Below are 18,694 nucleotides of genomic sequence, written 5' to 3'. Positions count from 1 at the left end.
CTAACAAAGTCTTAAGTCCAAGGCAACAAAATCACCTTAACTATGTCATCCCCGCGAATGGTTCCAGGTTCACCATCGCAAACAATCAAACAGTCTGCGCTGAGCAATCCTCCAAGCATATGGGATTGTTGGCCCTGGCACGGTTTCGCTATCAATTCTCCACTTTCGTTTGAGAGCGTCGCTCTGACGAATTCGGTTCGAGGAGTACGTTTCTTGACATTCGCGCCCAGTCTGGCCGAAATCAGTTTGGGTTCGGAGTAGACTGCACCCGACATTACCTGTAACGCTGGCCGTACAAGTAGTGCAAACACCACAAGAGCCGCAACTGGATTTCCAGGTAATCCAAACACATGTTTGGATCCAACTCTTGCATGTATCGTAGGTTTTCCCGGCTTTATTGCAATACTCTCTATATCGATTTCACCCCCGATGCCCTTCAGCGCTGGCTTTACATAATCAACATCTCCAACTGAGGCACCACCAGATGTGATGACCACATCAGCGGTGTTAAGCGCTTCGCTCAAGGCAACCTGAGTTTCACCCAAATTGTCCTTACATCTTAATGCGCGAGAAACAAGTATTCCCGTGTCAGCAAGTGCTGCAGTTAAACCAAGCAGGTTCGAATCGTAAATCTGCGAGGAACCAAGCTCCTCGCCCGGTTGCACAAGTTCAGTACCCGTGATTATGAGGGCAACGCTGGGTTTTCTGAATACTCTGATATGAGTGACGCCAAGTGAAGACGCAAGAGCAATGGCAGGCGGAGTCATTCGTGTTCGATTGGGAATACAAACTGCTCCCTCTTTAAACTCCTCTCCCGACAATCGAACGTTTCGGCCGCGCGCGAGCGGCTCCGCGAGGGAGACAGCATCGTTTTCGCATTTGGTATCTTCAAGCATGACTACTGAGTCAGCACCTTCCGGAATTGGCGCACCTGTAAATATACGCGCAGCTTGCCCACTCTTAAGACTGAATGTTGTCGCTGCGCCCGTATGCACTGTGCCAATAATCTGCAGCCGCACCGGTTCATCTGTCGTTGCGGCGATCGTATCCCGTGATTGAACAGCAAATCCGTCGACCGCGCTGTTGTCAAACCGTGGAATGGGAAACTTCGTGGTTAGTTCTTCTGCGAGGTGGAAGTTCAGCGCATCCGCCAGCAACTTGACTTCGTGTCCGCAGCTCTTGCAAGAATCAAGAATGATTCTTTTCGCGTCTGCTATGCTAATCATCGCTATTCTTCAATATCGGATTCTCATGCCCACCGCTCCTCATCATCGGAAACGCATGCAGCAAAGCAGGGAACAGTGCATCGAGTGATTCCTGGACTCCGCGCTTCGATCCCGGGAGATTAAGTATCAGCGTATTGCCTCGGATGCCAGCTGCCGAACGGGAAAGCATGGCATAAGGCGTACGCTGTTGGCCGTAGGCGCGCATCGCTTCCGGTATTCCGGGAATGCTGCGCTCAATGACTTCCAACATTGCCTCTGGAGTTGTGTCTCTTGGACTGAAACCGGTACCGCCCGTCGTTACCACAAGGTCAAGTCGCGACTTATCACAGTAGTCTCTCAACTTATCAATGATGGCTGCTCGGTCGTCGGGCAAAATCTCATAACTGTCGACGATAATTCCAGAGTTCGTAAGCATGTCCTTGATGAGAAGGCCGGACGCATCGGATTTCTTGCCGGCTGAAACCGAGTCGGACAAAACCAAGACCGCAGCATGAAGCGGAGTGGCGACTCGTGTCTTAAAATCTGATTTACCGCCGCGCTTTTCGATTAGCTTTACGGATTCAATCTCCATCTTGTCATCAAGCATTTTGAGCATGTCATACACGGTCAATGCGGCAACTGCTGCTGCTGTCATGGCTTCCATCTCCATGCCAGTACGGTAAATCCCTTTCACAGTCGCAGTCAACATGACTCTTGATTCAACGATCTTGTGCTCTATGCCAATAAACTCGATGGGAACCGGATGACAAAACGGAATAATGTCCTGCGTTCGTTTCGCGGCCATAATTCCCGCGACTCGGGCAACTTCGAGCGGATCTCCTTTGGGTACTGACCGCGCGAGTATGCGTTCAACCGTCGCCGGCGAAATTTGAATAGTGGATTCAGCAACCGCAATTCGAAGAGTTGGCGATTTTTTTGATACGTCGATCATGTTTCTTGATCTATCGAGTTATTTTTTTGTAAACGATCCAATTCCGCCAGATCTTGCGGAGTGTTCACGCTTCGAAGCAGTTCAAGTTCTGATTCGCTAATAGTTTCAATTCTTGCGTTTGTCAAAGTAAGAAGGTCGCGAATCGATGCCTTTTCACTTTGCAGTAATTCCTCAACGCGTCCGATCACCGTATCCGGAATGAGTGCAGGTAATGGACTGAAGTGACTGTTGTGAAGTCCTAATACCGCTGGACGAGTGTCAATCTCTGTCAAAAGCTTCTGAAGCAAGGCAGGAGTGAGCAAAATTTGATCGCATCCGACAACAAGGTAATGAGTGCCGAGCCCGCTTTTCAAGAGTCCGAGCAGTGCCCCGACCGGCCCGCGCCGCTCAACGACGTCTGGAACTACGATTGGGTTTCCCAAGGAAGCCAATTCAATACCGTGCGCATGACCGACTATCGCTTTCGGAATATTCATGCGGCTCAATACTGCCCATACGGTTTCAAATACTGAAAGACCGGTCGACAACCGCACCCCGGCTTTCGGCTTGCCCATTCGTGAACTCATTCCGCCCGCCAGAATCGCGGCGACAACCCCATAATTTTGCTCAGACGTGGTCATATCACCTACCAATATAGTAAATCCTTGCAATCTCCCAATTTTTGAACATTAGAATAATTTCGCATCATTAGAACACATGTGGAGGAGGTTAGAAATGAAGCACCGTGGCTTCTTAGTAGGCTATTCGAGGTACGAAATATTCAACTAATCAAAAAGAAAATATATATTTATAGATTTTGGATTTTTTACTCCAAAGCATTGACACGCCCACCAATATAATATATATTCGGATAAAAAGATACAATACTCTTTTATGTTGTTTTCACATTCAGCGGCATATGCGGTTCGAGCCCTCACCTGGCTGGCCTGTCAGCCCAAGAACAGCCGCTGGTTGGCAAATGTGGTCGCAACTCAGGAGGGTATCCCCCTGCCCTATCTCAGCAAAGTCCTCGGAGTGCTGAAATCGCAGGGGTTAGTTTCTTCAATTCGCGGCCCCAACGGCGGATACACTCTTACTCAGGCACCGGATACGATCACGCTTCTTATGATATCAGAAATGTTCGACACAGAGAAGAAACTTAGCTCGTGTGTTCTGGCCTACGGTGAATGCGGCAAAACCACGCAGTGCCCGTTCGAACAGCTTTGGGAGAATTCGCGATCTGTGGTTCGAAATCTTCTCGAATCCACAACGATTGGAACGCTTGCCAGTATCAGCCTTAAGTCAGCAAATTCAGACATACCGAATTCAAAATCATAACGTGCAAACTTGGAACTGTTAGCCGGAAATAAACCTGCGCCGCAACTTATCGACCGCTTCGGCAGGATACACGACTACTTGAGGATTTCCGTCACCGATCGCTGCAACCTTCGATGCACCTACTGCATGCCGGTTGAAGGTGTAGACTGGAAACCCTCCGGTCTACTTCTGGAGACCGAAGAGATTGTGCGCGTCGCCCGCTTAATGGCAGAAATGGGTGTCAAGAAGATCCGGCTGACCGGGGGAGAGCCTACAACACGCAAAGACCTCCCATTACTCGTTTCTCGACTTGTCGAAGTTCCCGGTATCGAGAAAGTATGTCTTACGACGAACGGTGTGCTCTTTTCAAAGTACGCTCAGGACCTGAAACGTGCCGGATTGTCAAGCGTAAATATCAGTCTCGACAGCCTGAATCGGGAAAACTTCCTCCGAATCGCCCGTCGTGACCTACTTACCGCCGTACTCAAATCTTTGAACTCCGCTCTCGATTGCGACTTCGATCAAGTCAAGATCAATATGGTTGTAATGGCTGGAATAAACGAACACGAGATGGCCGATTTTGTCGAACTGGCTCGTACCACACCAGTAAATGTCCGCTTTATTGAATATATGCCGTTCAAAGGGAATCGCTGGGATCCTTGCGGCGTTGTAACTTACAGCGAAATGCGCTCCCGACTTGAGGCGAAATATGATCTACAGGCTCTTCCGGATACATTCATAAGCAACCGTGTTGCGGAAGACTTCATGATTCCGGGATTTCTTGGAAAGGTAAGTTTCATCGCGTCCATGTCGAACAGCTTCTGCTCGACTTGCTCCCGGCTGCGTTTGACTGCCGATGGCGCACTTAAGGCTTGCCTGTTTTTCCCTGCTCAAGTTCAGCTTCGTGAGAGCCTTCGGGCGAATCTGTCCGACGAGGTCATCCGCAGTCTCATTGCAGATGCAGTTCGCTTGAAACCGAAAGGTCATCCTGATCCCACGGAGCTTGAGAAGCTTAACGATCTCAGCATGATCGAAATTGGAGGATAAAACAATGCTCGAGTCGCAACACGATCATTCAACATCCACAACTTCCGGCAGGATTGTCGCGATTTCGACAAGCACTCGCCGTGGCATTCCCAAATCAAATCGCGAAGAAGTACGCCTGATAGAAAATTGGGGGCTTGAAGGCGACATTCATGCCGGAGATTGGCACAGGCAAGTCAGCTTGCTCGCCATGGAAAGCGTCCAGAAAATGCGAGACAAGGGAGTGCCCGTTCGCCCGGGTGCTTTTGCCGAAAATATCACAACCGAATTTATCGATATCCCCAATCTTACTATCGGTGCGCGAGTATCAATTGGGGAATCTGAACTAGAAATCACGCAAATCGGGAAAGAGTGCCATCAGAAGTGCGCAATTTACTATCGTGCAGGCGATTGCGTAATGCCTCGCGAGGGTATATTCGCAATCGTGAAGCGGGGCGGCGTTATTAGGGTAGGCGATAATGTGGTGGTACACACGATCCCGAGTGAAAGCAATCATGTCCAAGTTGCAATCGACGCGGTGAATTCATGAAGCACATTGTTCTTCAGTTCGCACTGTTCTTGTTACTCTCCCTGACGACGTCACTCGCACAAGATTCGTCTTCCGTCGCAGCAACCGCTGATTCGACCTTAACAGCAGACACAACTGTTCAGGTCGACGTGGCGGCCCAAAGCTACGCTCAAAAGTGCGCGGGATGTCACACAATCGGAGGCGGAAAACTCACAGGTCCCGATCTCCTTCCTACTCGCGCCTGGCCAAAAGCAGATCTTTTTGCAAAGGTTAAACTGATGGAACCTCGAGTGGGACCGTTGACGCAAGAAGACATTGATCAATATGTCGAATTGCTACACGATTCGAGAGCGCAAGAACGCGTCCACATCGCGCAAGAACTCGCTGCGAAAGCGGTCGCCGCGAAGCTCGAGCCTGCGTCAAAGAGTGTTGGACAGAGATTGTTCGACGGTACAATACCGCTTGTAAATGGAGGTATCGCTTGCATCACCTGTCACAGGACAGGCGCGCAAGGCGGAACCTTTGGTCCTGACCTCACTTCATTGCATACTCGGCTAAGTAAAGTAGCGATGATATCGGCAATACAACAGACTCAGTATAAGGTAATGTCTGGAACCTATCAGAACCATCCAATTACAGCGCAAGAAGCCGTACACCTCGCAGAGTATCTCACTTCACCGGAATTGATGCCCAAGTCAAGCGCTGAGAAGAGTGTACCCGTCCTTGGGGCGTCGCTCGGAGTCATTGGATTCTTGGTTGTGGTCGGACTGTACAGAAAGCGCTCGCGCAAAAACTTTTCGCGTCAACGAGGCATGGCATGAGCTGGATAACAGATCTCTTCGACCCCAAGCAGCGGGAATGGGAAGACCTCTATAGAAACCGTTGGTCCTACGACAAGATAATTCGTAGCACACATGGAGTCAACTGCACGGGTGGATGCAGTTGGAACATCTACGTCAAGAACGGCATCGTAACGTGGGAAATGCAGGCTTTGGACTATCCGATAATCGACAAGGATATTCCTCCCTACGAACCTCGCGGCTGTCAACGCGGTATCTCGTACTCCTGGTATATCTATAGTCCCATTCGGGTGAAGTATCCCTACGTTCGCGGCGCTCTGATCGATTTGTGGCGCGACGCAAAACGTAACTTCCCTGATAATCCGGTTGCGGCATGGGATTCTATTGTTTCGAATCCGGAATCGCGCGCTCGTTATCATACTGCGCGCGGTAAAGGCGGATTGCGGCGGTTTAGCTGGGACGAAGCGCTCGAGATTCTTTCTGCGGCAAATATTCATACGGTGCAGAAGCACGGCCCGGACCGCATCGCAGGCTTCTCGCCGATTCCCGCAATGTCGATGGTAAGCTATGCCGCCGGAGCGCGCTTCATGCAGCTTATGGGCGGCGTTTCACTTTCGTTCTATGACTGGTACTGCGATTTGCCCCCGGCTTCTCCTGAAGTTTGGGGCGAGCAAACGGACGTTGCAGAAAGTGCGGATTGGTTCAAGTCGGGATTCATTGCTGTCGTTGGGTCAAATGTCTTGATGACGCGAACTCCCGATGCGCATTTTCTTGTTGAAGCTCGGCATCGTGGAGCGAAGGTCGTCGTTTTCTCGCCGGACTTCTCTATGGTCTCCAAAGTCTCAGACGAGTGGGTGCCGATTCATCAGGGACAGGATTCCGCCTTCTGGATGTCCGTCGGGCATACGATTTTGCGCGAAAATTATGTTGAGCGAAGTGTTCCCTACTTCACAGACTACCAGAAACGCTTTACCGACGGTCCGATTCTCGTTCAGTTACACAAACAAACTGACGGAACTTTCAAGCCGGGTCAATACCTGCGCGTGTCACAAGTCGATTCCATCTCGGGCATCGACAAGGCCGACTGGAAATTCCTGATGATTGATTCCAAAAACGGTGAGCTGCGCCTTCCACAGGGAACAATCGGACATCGCTGGCAGGACAAAAAAGGTCAATGGAACCTCAAACTCGAAGACGAACGCACGGGGGTAGAGTTTGATCCGCTTTTGACGCTGGATGCAAGCAAAGATGATCTGGTTACCGTGAGGATTCCTGAGTTCTCGTCTGAAAAGGGTGACGGACGAATCGAGTCCATGGTTCCTGTCCGTAAGATTCAGACGGCGCACGGCGAGATCTATGTGACAACAGCTTTTGAATTGTTGATCGCAAGCTACGGAGTAAGCCGGGACTTGAACAAGCCGATTCCATACGACGAGCCTGATCATTGCTATACTCCCGCATGGCAAGAAAAGTTCACAGGTGTGTCCGGTGATGTCGTGCTTCGCTTCGCTCGCAACTGGGCAACCACCGCAGAAAAAACCAATGGCCGCTGCAGCGTGATTATCGGCGCCGGTGTGAACCACTGGTATCATAATAATTTGATTTACAGATCAATTATCTCGAGCCTGATGCTGTGCGGCTGTGTCGGAAAAAATGGCGGCGGGCTCAATCACTATGTTGGACAAGAGAAACTCGTTCCGCAGACATCCTGGGCGCCAATCGCGTTCGGTACCGATTGGTCGGCGCCGCCTCGTCTCCAAAACACGCCGTCATTCCACTATGTCCATTCGGATCAATGGCGCTACGACGGAAAAATGGACGAAGTCTGTCCCGTCGCCGACCGTTCGCACTCAATGGCTTCCGGTCACACAATGGACCGGCAAATTCAGGCAGTGCGTGCGGGTTGGCTTCCATCATATCCACAATTCGATCAATCCTCGATTGAAGTGGCTCGTGAAGCGCGGCAAAACGGTGCCGAAGACGAAGCGTCAATCATCAAGAATGTTGTTGACCGGCTGAAATCAAAGAAACTCAAATTTGCAGTTGAGGATCCAGATTCACCAAAATGCTTCCCGCGAATATTCTATATCTGGCGGGGAAATGCCTTGATGTCGTCTGCGAAAGGACATGAGTATTTCCTAAAGCACTATCTCGGGACTCATACGAATCTTATCGCCACGGAGCGCGCGAAGGAGCTCGTCGAAGATGTGACTTGGCACGACAAGGTCGAACTCGGCAAGATGGACTTGGTTGTAGACCTCAACTACCGGATGGACTCCTCTGCGCTCTATTCGGATATCATACTACCGGCGGCAACCTACTATGAGAAGAATGATCTCAACTCGACGGACATGCACAGCTTCATTCATCCGTTGCAGGCCGCCGTCCCGCCTTGTTGGGAATCCAAGAGCGACTGGGACATATTCCGCGAGATCGCGCGCGCAACATCGAAGCTGGCAGAGAAACATCTCCCCGATTCCGTTGAAGATGTCGTGACTGCGCCACTCGCACACGACACACCGGCTGAAATTGCGCAACCGACTGTTAAGGATTGGTCAAAAGGCGAATGCGAAGCGATCCCCGGCAAGACGATGCCTGCCATGAAAGTCGTCAAGCGCGACTATAAAAATGTATTCAACAAATTCATAAGTCTTGGGCCGAATTTCAGGAACGGACTCGGGATGCACGGTCTTCTGTTTGAAGTCGCGGACATGTACGATTCCTTCATGGAAAACAACCCTACAGAAAAATGGGACGGTAAAGAGTATCCCTCATTGCGTGAAGATGTTTTGGTTTGCGAAGCGATTTTGAATTTCGCACCTGAGACAAACGGCGAGCTGGCCTTCCGCGCCTACAAAGCAGAGGCGGTCAAAACCGGTATTGATCACTCGCATGCTGCCGAAAAGACCCGCTCAGTTCGCATTACGTTTGAAGACATCGCTGCCCAGCCCCGCAGAATTCTCACTACTCCCTTCTGGACCGGCGTAACAAGCGACAACAGAACCTATTCTGCCTATTGTCAAAACGTTGAAGGCGATATTCCGTGGCGCACACTTAGTGGAAGACAGCACTACTATCTCGACCACGAGACGTATATCGCGTACGGTGAAAACCTTCCAACATACAAACCTCGTCCGGCGCGCGAGATTCTCGGTGACCTGAAAATGTCTAAACCGGCCGGTGGAACACTGGTGCTGAACTATTTGACCCCCCACGGGAAATGGTCTATCCATTCGACTTATGGCGACACTTTGAGAATGCGTACGCTAAGCCGGGGACATGATCCCATTTGGATCAATGATAAGGACGCATTACTGCTTGGCGTGGAAGACAATGATTGGGTCGAAATCTTTAACGATCACGGAGTAGTGTGCACATGCGCGAATGTCAGCGCGCGAATCCCTCGCGGCATGTGTTTCATCTACCACTCTCCGGAACGAACTATCGGCATTCCCAAATCTCCGGAGCGCGGAAACCGCAGAGCTGGTGGTCACAACAGCCTTACGCGCGCGCGACTCAAACCACTGTTTATGATCGGCGGATACGGGCAATTTACATATGCCTTCAATTACTGGGGTCCTCCCGGAGTGAATCGGGATACATTTGTGGCAGTCAAGAAACTCGAAAAAGTAGACTATTAGAGGTGAACAATGGACATTAGAGCACAAGTCTCCATGGTGTTTCACCTTGACAAATGTATTGGGTGTCATACGTGCAGCATCGCTTGCAAGAATATTTGGACCGACCGGCCCGGCGCAGAATACATGTGGTGGAACAATGTCGAAACGAAGCCGGGTACAGGATTTCCGCACCGTTGGGAAGATCAGGAGCGCTATAAAGGCGGCTGGAAACTGACCGGAAGTAAGTCGCTTCAGTTGAAATCGCAATCCAAATTGAGCGGGTTGCTGAAACTCTTCTACAACCCCAATCAGCCGGGGCTTGAAGATTACTACGAGCCGTGGACGTACGAGTACGAGAATCTCTTTGACGCGCCAGAAGGAGACGATCAGCCGACAGCAAGACCGGTATCTCAGATCACGGGCGAGGAAATGAAAATCGAGGCCGGTCCCAATTGGGATGACGATCTGTCAGGGTCTCCCCTCTACGCAGCCAACGATGTAAACTACGACGGACTAACTCCTGAAGAACGGCAGCAGTTGTTCGAGATTCAACGAGTCGCGTTCATGTATCTGCCGCGTATATGTAATCATTGCGCCAACCCGAGTTGCGTGGCATCATGTCCATCGGGGGCACTCTACAAACGCGGCGAAGATGGAATCGTGCTAATCAATCAGGATGTCTGTCGAGGCTGGCGTGCCTGTGTCTCGGCGTGCCCATACAAGAAGATCTATTATAACTGGGTTACTGGAAAGTCCGAGAAATGCATTCTCTGTTATCCACGTCTTGAAACCGGACAAGCGCCAGCATGCTTCCATTCATGTGTCGGTCGAATCCGTTATCTCGGCGTTCTTCTTTATGACGCGGACCGCATCGAAACAGCGATGAAAACGGCGGATCCATTGTTGGTCGAGGCGCAGCGTGATGTAATCTGCGATCCTAATGATGAAAATGTCATCGCGAGTGCGCGCGCAAATGGAATCAGCGATGAGTTTCTTGAAGCTGCGCGCAAATCTCCCGTGTACAAATACGTCGTTAAGTGGAAACTTGCTCTTCCGTTGCACATCGAGTATCGAACTATGCCGATGCTCTTTTATGTCCCGCCGCTCTTGCCGGTTATGGGAAAAGACGGCGATCAACCCTATGATCATGCGGATCAAACGATGTTCAGCTCTTTGGACAAAGCAAGACTCTCGATCAAATATATGGCTCGCCTCTTCAGTGCTGGAAACGAGGCAGTGGTTACGGCCGCTCTCAGAAAGCTAATGGCCGTCAGATACTACAAGCGTATGCAGGATGTCGGAGATGTGGACGATGACAATGTTCGCAGAATCATGCGTGAAGCTGGCACGACACCCGAAGAAGCGGAAGAAATTTACAGTCTGACTGCTATCCCGACTGTCCACAAGAGGTACGTCCTTCCGCCACTGCAACGAGAGGAAGCAATTAGTTCGCTCTGCGACGTACAAGATTGCAAAGGAAGTTGCGGCTACATCAAGCAAGCCGGTGCGGGGAGGGCATAGTATGTCTCAATCTATTGTCGGTAACAATTTCGAGCATCTTGCTATACTGCTCAGTCATCCTCAAGTCAACTATCTCGAACTTGCCCAGGCTCTCGCGGATTCCGTGGACTCAAAACACGCAACCCGACACATCAGAGCCTTTCTTAAGGAAATAGAATCGTTCTCAATCACTGATATTCAAGAGTTATACTCGAAGACTTTTGACTTAAATCCGGTTGCGTCACCTGCCTTAAGCGTCCACCTGTTTGGAGTGGAAAGTTTCAAAAGATCGCACTTGATGGTCGGGCTGCTCGACATGTATCGCGAGACATCGTATGTTTCCACTGGCGAGTCAGCCGACCACATGAGCACAGTGATTGGGTTTCTACCGTGCGCTTCTGTGGTCGACCGCAAAGAACTTTCAACATACGTAGTTTTACCCGGTCTGATGAAAATGGCGGAGTTTCTGGCTTCGAAAAACAGTCCATTCGCGCATCTACTCAAAGCGGCTTGTGAAATCGTTGAGACCGAGGCTGGAAAGGAGGCCGTCTATGCTTGAGCTGTTCCTCTACGTCGGTCTGCCCTACGCAGCCATAATCGTTTGCGTTGTCGGAACTGTCCGGCGATTCAAATACGATCGTTATGGAATCACCACGCTGTCTTCTCAATTTCTTGAAGGCAAGAAAATGCTCTGGGGCTCCGCTCCTTGGCACATCGGAATATTAACAGTATTCTTGGGTCATTTTGTCGCTTTTCTCGTCCCAGGTCTATGGCAACGACTGATGGCAATTCCTTCCCTACTTACCGTAGCGGAGACTCTTGGCATGGCCGCAAGCATTATTTGCCTTGTCGGATTGATAGTACTCATATTTCGTCGCGCTACCACAGCACGGTTGCAGAAGACAACGAGGCTTGCCGATTTCATAGTTGCATTGCTCTTGCTTGGGCAGATAACTTTGGGGTTAATGATCGCCGGTGGTTTCCGGTGGGGTGCAAGCTGGTCCACCGGCACCTTAGCCCCGTACGTTTGGAGCCTCATAACACTCAGTCCCGACATTTCGGTCATTCCTGACATGCCCGTAATTATTCAGGCGCATATTGTCGGTGCGTGGTTAATTGTCCTTATTTTCCCGTTTACTCGTTTGATTCATATGATCACAGTTCCCATACACTACTTGATGCGATCGCCGCAAAAAGTAGTATGGACAAACCCGCGCCGCAATGCGAGTGCGGTTGTCGCCAGGGCGGATCAGAACTCCCGCAGACACTTTATCAAAGCCTCTCTCGGTTTGAGCGCCGCCGGATTGCTGCTCTCCGTCGGAGTGCTTGACAAACTTGGTCGTTTTTTTCAAATGCCCGGTTTGCATCATGACGAGGAAGCCGATCTACTTGAAACTCGGCTTCGGCGGTTGCAATTAACTGCCGAAGAGAAACAACTCGAATTAGAGCGCTTGCGCAGCAATGAAATCTATGTCGCCAGGCTTTCCGACCTGAATGGATCGACGGGAAGGTATTTCATTGACTATGCAATGCGGCCCGGACTTGCTTTTAGATCAGAAGACGGCTGGCCGATGCTGCTCTCTGCCAAATGCACGCACCTCGGCTGCACCGTCGGAAATCAGGTTGACACAAATGGCAAGATACTATGTCCGTGCCATGTCTCGTATTTCGACGTTAAGACCGGTTTGCCGAATGAAGGCGCTCCGGCAAAAGCTCCGCTCGACCGCATCGCATGGATTGTTCGCGACGAACAGGGCGCAGAGATCGCGACGGAAAGTTCGCGTGGCTCGCGGACCGGACGAATCGATCCGCAGATTGCCGGAGACTATTCGCTCTACATCGTAAGATCACTCTCGGCGGAGGCATGATGAAGAGGTCATTTGTCGCATCCACCTTTGATTTTCTTGCCTTACGGCTTCCCCTTGAAAAACTAAGCTTCAAGCACATGGTGACGGAGAAGGATGTTCCTGTTCATCCCATGTCGTGGGGATATTACGTCGGAGGATTGGCACTCTTCTTTTTCATCATCCAAGTAGTGACAGGGCTGATGCTCCTGTTTTATTACGAACCGACGGTGAGTGAAGCGCACGAGTCCGTGGAATACATCACCCATTTTGTCACGATGGGTGCACTCGTCAGAAATCTTCACGCGTGGTCAGCGTCGTTCATGATCTTCTGTGTCATCACCCACATGCTGACGTCGCTCGCAATGAAAGCGTTTGCCAAGCCGCGTGAGATTACATGGATCGCGGGTGTCTTGTTGCTGCTTGTGACCTTCGGATTCGGATTCACCGGTTATCTACTTCCGTGGAATCAAATCGCAGTAAATGCGACCAAGGTCGGATTGGCCTCAATCGATCAAGTCGGACAGTATTTACCTGCGGCGCTGTCTCACCTTGCCGAGGATGTACGTGTGACGATTCAGGGTGCGCCTGCAATCGGTCAGGCGACACTCAGTCGATTTTTCGCATTACACGTGGTTATTCTTCCGCTGCTCGTACTTGGAGTGATCGGGCTGCATTTGTTGTCAGTGCAACTTCATGGCATGAGTCCTGGAATCGAGGAGAAGCCTGTCCGCAAAGAGAAGTTCTTCCCGATTTTCATTCTGAAAGACTTCAAAGAGTGGGGAATCGCGTTTCTCGTCGTCTTTGTACTCGCACTTTGTTTGCCGTTCGATTCACTCTTTCCATACCCGCTGCTCGAACCCTACAACGCTCTCGGATCCACTCCGGACGGTATCAAGCCTGAATGGTATTTCTACTTCGTCTATTACCCAATGGAGCTACTTCCGTTCTGGATCATTATGGTCGTAATGACTACGGCGACTCTCGGGCTATTTGCCGCGCCCTGGATATTCAAAGGTGCGAGTCACAAATTTATGCGCTGGATCGCATCAGCAATCGCGGCATACTTGGTTATCATGACTCTGTTTGGCGAAAGCATTTATCACGCCATTAAGGGATAGTAGCTATGGTCAAATCTGTTTTTGTTGTGGCGCTTGTATTCATTGGGAACTGCTTCGCCTATCCAGAGTTTCAGCGATTTTCACAGGAGAATTCGGGCCGCCCGATAAACTGCGCCATGTGTCACGTCAATGGTGACGGACCCGAAGGGGCATCACGGGGCCAAATCGGAAGTCTCACGCCCGTCGAGTTGAACAGATTAAATGCAGCTCGCGGCGCCTTCGCACCCGGCATGCCTGTCGAAAGCCCAATTCTAAACGCGTTTGGTAACAATATCATCAGAAAAATCGGCAAAACGAAATTCCTCGAGTTACGGGCGCACCCCGAGCAACTTGCCGAAGCTTACGGTTTCCAAAGTGATCTCGACGAAGATGGAATCCCCGACGCTCTGGAATACTTGGATGGTACAAATCCTCTCAATAGCTCGCACGGCAATCCATGGAAGCTATTTGTTCACAATCTAAACCAATACAAACTGCACATATTCTTGATCATTCTCGCGACAGCTTCGGGCTTCTATGGTCTTAGCAACCTGCTGCAGGGATTCGCAATTCAAGCCGAATCACACGAAGCGAGAAATTAGCATCTCGAAATCTGAGGGATCGCCATGCAAGAAAATAGCAAGGCAATTCAAGTACTGATCCTCAATACGCTCGCGTTCACCGTTTGCTTCGCGGCGTGGATGATGAACGGTGTGTTGATTACCTACTTGGTGGACAATGGAGTGTTTCATTGGGATAAGGCTCAGATGGGATGGTTGATTGGTATACCCGTCTTGACGGGATCAATCACCCGGCTGCCTGTTGGAATTCTCACGGATAAATATGGCGGTCGCGTCGTCTACAGCGTGCTGATGCTCTTGGCCGCAGTTCCCATGTTCTTGGTGAGCTACGCCAACAATTTCACACAGTTCATGTTGGCGGGACTTGGCTTTGGATTAACCGGAGCCTCATTCGCGGTAGGAATCGCGTATACGTCTGTGTGGTTCAAGAAAGAGAGACAGGGCACGGCGTTAGGTATTTTCGGCGCAGGAAACGCAGGGGCGGCGCTGACAAGCATGGGAGCTCCGTTCGTCTTGCGTTGGCTGACGGATGGTGGCACGAATCTCGAAGGTTGGCGAATGCTCCCGCGAATGTACGCCGGAGGACTTGTGCTAGTGGCCGTTCTATTTGTCCTCTTTTCTCACACGAAACTCGCCGGACACAGTCAGGGATATACTCTAAGGCAGCGCCTCGATCCGCTAAGACACATGAGAGTTTGGAGATTCGGTGCTTACTACTTCTTGGTGTTTGGCGGATTTGTCGCACTTGCACAGTGGCTGATCCCGTATTATGTCAGCGTCTATTCAGTGACAATTGCGACCGCAGGCTTGTTGGCCGCAATATTCAGTTTGCCCTCCGGTGTAATTCGTGCGCTGGGTGGATGGATGTCCGACAAATTTGGCGCGCGCAAAGTTATGTATTGGGTACTCGGGGCTTGCGTGATATGCTGCGGTCTCTTGATCATTCCCAAAATGGACATCCAGTCGCCTGGACAAAGCATCATCGCAGTTAAAGGGGGAACAGTCACAGAAGTCTCAGATTCCACTATTTCTGTGGACGGAACACCGTACAAACTGAGGCCAAAGCCGCTGGGTTGGCGCGAACACCTTGATCAAGCAACCTACGTGATTCCTGCCGGCACGTTCTGGCAAGAACCAGTCGTGCAAGTCGGCGACAAGATCAAGAAGAAGGAACTCCTTGCTAAAGGCGTTACGCATCTCTACTTTCAAGCGAACATCTGGATCTTCACGGTACTCGTGTTTATTGTGGGAATCATGATGGGCATCGGTAAGGCCGCCGTTTATAAACACATCCCAGACTATTTCCCTGACGATGTCGGCGTGGTCGGAGGAATTGTCGGCGTCGTCGGTGGATTAGGAGGGTTTTTCTGTCCGATTATTTTCGGATACTTATTGAAAGGAACCGGTATCTGGACGACGTGTTGGATGTTCTTTGCAGCTTTTAGCGCCTGGTGTTTGTGGTGGATGCACCGAGTTATTCAACGAATGATGCGCGAAAAACAGCCCGTATTGATGCGGCAGATTGAGGATCATCACTCTCTGCCAATAACCACGGCAGTTCCTTCAAACTAACCGGACTACGCACATGGGACACTCCCTTACAAATTGGAATGTTGAAGACAACGTCTTCTGGGAATCAGAAGGCAAGCGCATCGCGAACCGCAATCTCTGGATATCAATTCCTTGTTTGCTGTGCGGCTTCGCCGTTTGGATGTATTGGTCGATTGTCACAACGAAGATGCAGGAACTTGGGTTCGTGTTCGATCCCGATCCGGCAAAGAATAAGGCGATGCTCTACACCATGATCTCCATAGCCGGTCTCACAGGTGCGACGCTGCGCATCCCCAATTCTTTTTTTGTTGCACTTAGCGGTGGAAGAAACGTCATCGTCGCTACGACAGCTTTGTTGATCCTTCCTGCAATCGGGCTGGGACTTGCACTGCGCGAGCCGGGCACATCCTATTCGACGTTCGTGGTTCTCTCCGCGCTCTCAGGCATCGGAGGCGGTGCATTTGCATCTTCAATGTCTAACATCAGCATTTTCTTCCCCAAACGGGTACAGGGAACGGCCCTGGGGTTGAATGCTGGTCTTGGAAATCTCGGCGTCAGTGTAATGCAAGTACTGTTGCCCTTCACAATGACTTTTGGAATGTTTGGTGCTTTTGGTGGAGGTGCCTACAGTATGCCCACAACCGGTGCTTCGGTGTGGATTCAAAACAGTGGATTCGTGTGGGTGCCGATTCTGCTGGTTCTTACGATTCTTGCCTGGTTCTTAATGAACAACATGGCGACGCACAATGTCGGTTCAGCGCCCGCAGCGATTGGCAAAATGCTGTATCTCACCACTCTGGGTTTCGCGTCCGCGGCTGTCGGCTTGTATTTGCTGATTTCTCTGAAAGTGAATATGTGGATCGTTCTTCCCATCACGATTCTGCTGACACTTGCGCTTATTCGCTATCTTTCCCCGGAGAAGATTCGCACAAACCTGAAGAAGCAGTATGCAATCTTCGGCGAAAAACACAATTGGGTAATGACCTGGCTCTATGTGATGACGTTTGGATCATTTATTGGATACTCTGCGGCATTTCCGAAGTTGATACAGGACGTCTTTGGTTACCTGCCCGATGGCTCTATCAATTCCAACGCGCCGAATCCATTTGCGTACGCTTGGCTCGGGCCACTGGTCGGATCGCTAATTCGTCCGGTGGGAGGTTGGTTGTCTGACAAATTCGGCGGCGCGCGTGTTACACATTGGGACACGATCGTCATGATCGCTGCTGCGCTGGGTGTAGCTTACAACGTGAAAGCTGCGAATGACGCGCCGAATCCTGAAGTCTATTTCTTTCCCTTCCTGATTCTCTTCTTGTTGTTGTTCGTCACAACGGGCATAGGTAACGGATCTACGTTCCGAATGATACCGATGATCTTCGAGCCTCATCAGGCAGGCCCTGTGCTGGGGTGGACTTCTGCCGTTGCCGCTTACGGCGCATTCATCATTCCGAAAGTATTTGGGGCACAAATTCAAGCCGGGCATCCGGAATATGCTCTGTACGGTTTTGCCGTCTATTATGGCAGTTGTTTATTGGTTAACTGGTGGTTTTACGCGCGACGGAATGCCGAGATCAAGTGCTAAAACCAAAACAAAATAGGTGAAAAACAGGATGGAAAATTTGCTTGAAACTCCCGTCGGGCAGCTCGTCGTTGACAAGCCGAGTAGAGCTCGAATATTTCAAAAACACAAAATAGATTTCTGTTGCGGTGGCGGTCGGCCCCTCAATGTGGTTTGCGAGGAAAAGAACATCGACCCACAAACTATCAAAGCAGAACTGGCCGACCAAGATAGTCGGGAAGACACTAATTCGGAGCCGGATTGGTCGAAAGCAACGCTATCGGCACTTGTCGATAACATTCTTGCACAGCACCATGACTATCTGAAGAATGCGCTTCCGCATCTTGGCGAAATGGCTGAAAAGGTCTACCGCGTTCATGGTGAACATCATCCCGAAATGCTCGATGTTCTTCAGACTTTCTCGGGCTTATATGCGGAATTGGATTCTCATATGTACAAAGAAGAGAATATTCTTTTCCCGGCGGTCAAGAGAATTGAGCAAGGCTCTCTGCCTGCCGAAGCTGCCGCACAGCTCTTTGGGCCGATCAGCGTTATGGAGCAGGAGCACGAATCAGCTGGCCAAGCGCTGTTGAAACTCAGAGAATTGACCAACGACTACACTCCGCCGGCTGACGCATGCAACACATTTCGTGGACTATTCGCTGGGCTGGAGGAGCTTGAGCGCGATTTACATTGGCACATCCACAAGGAGAACAACATCCTCTTCCCGCGTGCTTTAAGAGGTAAGTAAACGGGACTGTTCACACTATTCTTCTTACGGCGACGTTGCCTACACAAGGGCACCAAATCCGACTACACAGAAAGAACACGTTCATCTCGAACTGTCCCGAATTTGTCTTTGTCGCCGTGTAATATCTTGTAAAACAACCCCCACTAATTTACTCTTAATCAATTGGTTCGGGGTTCGAGTCCCTGTGGGTGCACCAACTAAAGCCCTGCTAAAACATTGTTTTGCAGGGCTTTTTTGCAAACCGATTTTGTTCGTATGTTCACATTCAAGTCGAGACTTTCGTATCCGTTGTCAACTGATCTGTCGCATCACTTTCACAATGAAATTGCCCATGAAAAATGGCAGTGAACCGGCATGCCCCAAAAGAAAACAGGAGGCTCGATT

16 protein-coding genes are annotated in these 18,694 nt (G+C 50.5%); 13 read left to right on the top strand and 3 right to left on the bottom strand.

Annotated elements, in window-relative coordinates; translation table 11 throughout:
* Nucleotides 1-11 precede the first annotated feature (11 nt).
* From H6507_00080 to H6507_00070, 3 genes are read right to left on the bottom strand one after another with little or no spacing between them, the layout of a single operon-like run.
* Entirely contained in the window at nucleotides 12-1,226 is a 1,215-nt protein-coding gene (locus H6507_00080; protein ID MCB9367498.1) for a molybdopterin molybdotransferase MoeA, read from the bottom strand.
* Nucleotides 1,219-2,157: a bifunctional molybdenum cofactor biosynthesis protein MoaC/MoaB gene (locus H6507_00075; GenBank protein ID MCB9367497.1), complete on the bottom strand. Its 939-nt coding sequence runs from the start codon at nucleotides 2,155-2,157 to the stop codon at nucleotides 1,219-1,221. The genes H6507_00080 and H6507_00075 overlap by 8 nt, the downstream gene beginning before the upstream one ends.
* Nucleotides 2,154-2,777, bottom strand: coding sequence for an NTP transferase domain-containing protein (locus H6507_00070; protein ID MCB9367496.1), 624 nt, complete (start codon nucleotides 2,775-2,777; stop codon nucleotides 2,154-2,156). The genes H6507_00075 and H6507_00070 overlap by 4 nt, the downstream gene beginning before the upstream one ends.
* A 253-nt stretch (nucleotides 2,778-3,030) precedes the next feature.
* On the opposite strand from H6507_00070, the gene H6507_00065 reads away from it, so the two are divergent.
* Genes H6507_00065 through ric form a run of 13 tightly spaced genes read left to right on the top strand, consistent with a single transcriptional unit; the run spans nucleotide 3,031 to nucleotide 18,310 of the window.
* Nucleotides 3,031-3,474, top strand: a complete 444-nt coding sequence (locus tag H6507_00065; GenBank protein MCB9367495.1) for an Rrf2 family transcriptional regulator — start codon at nucleotides 3,031-3,033, stop codon at nucleotides 3,472-3,474.
* A 9-nt stretch (nucleotides 3,475-3,483) separates the two neighbouring features.
* Nucleotides 3,484-4,500 carry a GTP 3',8-cyclase MoaA gene (gene moaA, locus H6507_00060; protein ID MCB9367494.1) on the top strand — a complete coding sequence of 339 codons (1,017 nt, stop codon included), beginning with the start codon at nucleotides 3,484-3,486 and terminating at the stop codon, nucleotides 4,498-4,500.
* 4 nt (nucleotides 4,501-4,504) lie between these two features.
* Nucleotides 4,505-5,026: an MOSC domain-containing protein gene (locus tag H6507_00055; GenBank protein ID MCB9367493.1), complete on the top strand. Its 522-nt coding sequence runs from the start codon at nucleotides 4,505-4,507 to the stop codon at nucleotides 5,024-5,026.
* A complete protein-coding gene (locus H6507_00050) occupies nucleotides 5,023-5,826 on the top strand; it encodes a c-type cytochrome (protein ID MCB9367492.1) in 804 nt (267 codons plus the stop codon). The genes H6507_00055 and H6507_00050 overlap by 4 nt, the downstream gene beginning before the upstream one ends.
* Complete coding sequence (locus H6507_00045) at nucleotides 5,823-9,446, top strand: nitrate reductase subunit alpha (protein MCB9367491.1); 3,624 nt, start codon at nucleotides 5,823-5,825, stop codon at nucleotides 9,444-9,446. Before H6507_00050 ends, H6507_00045 begins: the two co-directional genes overlap by 4 nt.
* A 9-nt stretch (nucleotides 9,447-9,455) precedes the next feature.
* Complete coding sequence (gene narH / locus H6507_00040; GenBank protein ID MCB9367490.1) at nucleotides 9,456-10,946, top strand: nitrate reductase subunit beta; 1,491 nt, start codon at nucleotides 9,456-9,458, stop codon at nucleotides 10,944-10,946.
* Between the two features lies 1 nt (nucleotide 10,947).
* Nucleotides 10,948-11,484 carry a hypothetical protein gene (locus H6507_00035; protein ID MCB9367489.1) on the top strand — a complete coding sequence of 179 codons (537 nt, stop codon included), beginning with the start codon at nucleotides 10,948-10,950 and terminating at the stop codon, nucleotides 11,482-11,484.
* Nucleotides 11,477-12,793: a respiratory nitrate reductase subunit gamma gene (gene narI / locus H6507_00030; protein ID MCB9367488.1), complete on the top strand. Its 1,317-nt coding sequence runs from the start codon at nucleotides 11,477-11,479 to the stop codon at nucleotides 12,791-12,793. The genes H6507_00035 and narI overlap by 8 nt, the downstream gene beginning before the upstream one ends.
* Nucleotides 12,793-13,890, top strand: coding sequence for a cytochrome bc complex cytochrome b subunit (locus H6507_00025; GenBank protein MCB9367487.1), 1,098 nt, complete (start codon nucleotides 12,793-12,795; stop codon nucleotides 13,888-13,890). The genes narI and H6507_00025 overlap by 1 nt, the downstream gene beginning before the upstream one ends.
* Before the next feature lie 5 nt (nucleotides 13,891-13,895).
* On the top strand, nucleotides 13,896-14,471 hold the full coding sequence (locus tag H6507_00020; GenBank protein MCB9367486.1) for a hypothetical protein: 576 nt from the start codon (nucleotides 13,896-13,898) through the stop codon (nucleotides 14,469-14,471).
* Between the two features lie 24 nt (nucleotides 14,472-14,495).
* The gene (locus tag H6507_00015; protein ID MCB9367485.1) at nucleotides 14,496-16,022 is read left to right on the top strand and encodes a NarK/NasA family nitrate transporter; all 1,527 of its coding nucleotides are present in this window, start codon (nucleotides 14,496-14,498) and stop codon (nucleotides 16,020-16,022) included.
* Between the two features lie 13 nt (nucleotides 16,023-16,035).
* Complete coding sequence (locus H6507_00010; protein ID MCB9367484.1) at nucleotides 16,036-17,583, top strand: NarK/NasA family nitrate transporter; 1,548 nt, start codon at nucleotides 16,036-16,038, stop codon at nucleotides 17,581-17,583.
* A gap of 28 nt (nucleotides 17,584-17,611) precedes the next feature.
* Complete coding sequence (ric, locus tag H6507_00005) at nucleotides 17,612-18,310, top strand: iron-sulfur cluster repair di-iron protein (protein MCB9367483.1); 699 nt, start codon at nucleotides 17,612-17,614, stop codon at nucleotides 18,308-18,310.
* Nucleotides 18,311-18,694: the final 384 nt, after the last annotated feature.

Source organism: Calditrichota bacterium, from assembly GCA_020637445.1.
GTDB lineage: Bacteria > Electryoneota > RPQS01 > RPQS01 > RPQS01 > JABWCQ01.
The sequence above is the reverse complement of the archived record's forward strand: the minus strand, read 5'-3'. Positions and strand labels throughout refer to the sequence as shown.